This is a genomic window from Photobacterium sp. OFAV2-7 (assembly GCF_022347985.1).
Taxonomy (GTDB): domain Bacteria; phylum Pseudomonadota; class Gammaproteobacteria; order Enterobacterales; family Vibrionaceae; genus Photobacterium.
On sequence record NZ_JAKRFQ010000766.1, the window covers coordinates 1 to 2,580 of the forward strand.

At 39.9% G+C, this 2,580-nt stretch carries 1 protein-coding gene; it reads right to left on the minus strand.

Translation table 11 applies throughout. The features are described from left to right. On the minus strand, positions 1-1,398 hold a 1,398-nt coding region (locus tag MHN01_RS24250), incomplete at its 3' end, for an EAL domain-containing protein (protein ID WP_370646560.1). Between the last annotated feature and the right edge of the window lie 1,182 nt (positions 1,399-2,580).

Consider the following 2,580-nt stretch of genomic DNA (forward strand, 5'->3'; position numbering starts at 1 on the left):
ACCAAAGAAGTATCCCTGCTGCAAGTAGACCCCTTGTTCGGCAAGGTACTTTGATTGCTCTTCAGTCTCGACTCCTTCGGCAATCATCTCCATCCCTGCCTCCTTGCCAAAAGCAATTATCGAATCAAGCAAAGATAATTTGATATCGGCAGTGCCAATATTTTCCACAAACATCTTATCAATTTTTAGGCTTCTGATATTAAGCTGTTGGATGTAGCTAAAACCCCCATAACCGGTCCCGGCATCATCAAGTTTGACACCAATACCCCGCATTCTTAGCTGCTCAATAACATCAGAAGCCATGGTTAAATCTGTAAACTGCTTTCTCTCGGTTACTTCAAAGGCTATTTGTTCGGGCGTTATTTCTGAGTGTTGTAGCAGCTTGAGTGATTTTTCCAGCACATCCAGACTCTCTAGCTGATCAGGAACCACATTGATGCTGATAACCTGTTTCGTCATTTGCCAATTCAACTTGCTGATCTCATAGATTGCCTTTTCTATAAGCTGCTCGGTAATAGGTAAGATCTGGCCACTTTTCTCAACATAGGGGATAAACTCCATCGGTGAAATAACATCTTGTCCTGGTCGCTGCCAGCGAGCAAGCATTTCGCAGCCATACAGAGAATTGCTGGATACATCAACAATGGGTTGGTAATAAGGAACAAACTCTTGCTTAGCCAAGCCCTGTTCAACCAGTGAGTGAAGAGACATTTTTCTGCGGATAAACATACGGTATAAGGAAAGACAGATAGCCCCAAGCCCGCCGCCAAACAAAAACAATGGCAACCATAGCTCTTCCTTGTACTTGGTAAGTAACTCTTGTTTTACAAACGTATTGACCCTGAGCCCTTCAGAAAATTCAGAGGTAAACAGCGGCTCATTAACAAGCAATGCTGCGTCTCCACGCCAATAAGAGACGGTTGGGCTATCTATAGAAGAAATCGAGCTTAATACACAATCATCACAATACTTGTTTCTTAGAGTCTCAGAAACCAGGGGCTCCATATGAACCAACAACCTCCCCTTCTCGCCCTTCCATTCTGCTACCAGAAGGTTCTGTTCGCTTCTCGACTCCGAGGCTACCCACAATGAAACATCAGGCGTCATGTTGTAAAGCAAAGGAACCAACCTTGATTCTGTGTCAGCGCCCTGAAAACTAGAGCACTGTGCTCCACTCTTCGTTTTTATGGTTATCCGCCGAATAACATAATCATTATACGCAATGTGTTGAAGCTGATGCTGATCAAGGGGGCTGCAATCAAACTGGAAATTCCGGCTTAGCGAACTGAGCACTTCAGGGAAGCGTTCCACCTTCATTGAATAGGTATTCAATAGCTCTTTTGAGTCTGAGCTAATGATGTATGACAGTTGAAGCTGTGAAAAGAAGCCACTTAGCAATGAAAAAAGAAACGATAAGCCTAGAACAAATGCAATAGATGATAAGTTATGCTTTTTTAGAACCCCACGCTTGAATACACTCGCCTCTGTATTCCGAGCTCGATTATCGAATAACATAACCTGAAAAAGAACCTTTCCCTAGTAGCCGTTCATGAATTGCAACCGTAAATGTCACAATAAAAACAACGATATTGAGTTACAACAATATACAACAATATTCATTAATGAGATGCTTCTCAAGCAATACATTTTTATCTCTTACGACTGAGATCACGACTTGATAAAAAACGAAAAAAATGTATCACGAGTTCAAGATCAAATCTGATCTTGATCAAAATTGAATGCAGAGGATATGAGGATATAAAGAACAAACAACAGGAAGTTGCTTAGACAGAAATAATCAAACAGTAGTAATTACTATTCACATTGAATAGATAAATAAAACAAAAGCGCCATATGGCGCCCGAGTTTTATAGCGAGTCTCGTGAATAGTCTATACCCTTCGTGCATTTTTTCTCTTTTACGATAATAAATGCAGCGCCGAATATGAAGGCAATGACTAGCAGAGTTTCCATAATAACCTGTAAACCTTTGATTTAAGCCATGGTGCTTAATCCGAGAATAAAGACACCAAAAAAGGGTTAAACTACGGTCTAAAGATTGCCTCTTGGCAAAAGCAATTTTTAGACAAAAAATAAGATACCTTATTTACGTTTAATTTGCACTAACTAGTTACAAAAATGTGATGAATCATCATATCCATCAGTCAGGCATTATATCGTAGATTAATTTATTAACCCACAATCAATAAGCTAATCCACGTATCGCCCAGAATAGCAATCTAAATCGCTATTTCTTATAAATATTCGGCTTCTTATTTGTAGCCCGTATATTTTGCGCTCAATTTGACAAGATTGCTAGCACTTTACTGCTTAGATTTATTAGCTCTCAAAATTAGAAAAACTAATAGCAAAAGAACGACTGGTGCCGTTCTTTTGTACTAGCTCATACGAATGTTTGTTATAACCAACGTTTCTGACCAGTAAAGGTAACAGAAAGCCAGGTATCACCTAGCTCATCAGCTAACTCATCCCAGAGTAGCTGTCGAATATAATCTTGCCGAGTAGTTGTCCAATAGGCATCGTCTGTAACCAGAATATTTACTTCAAGATCGTACTGACG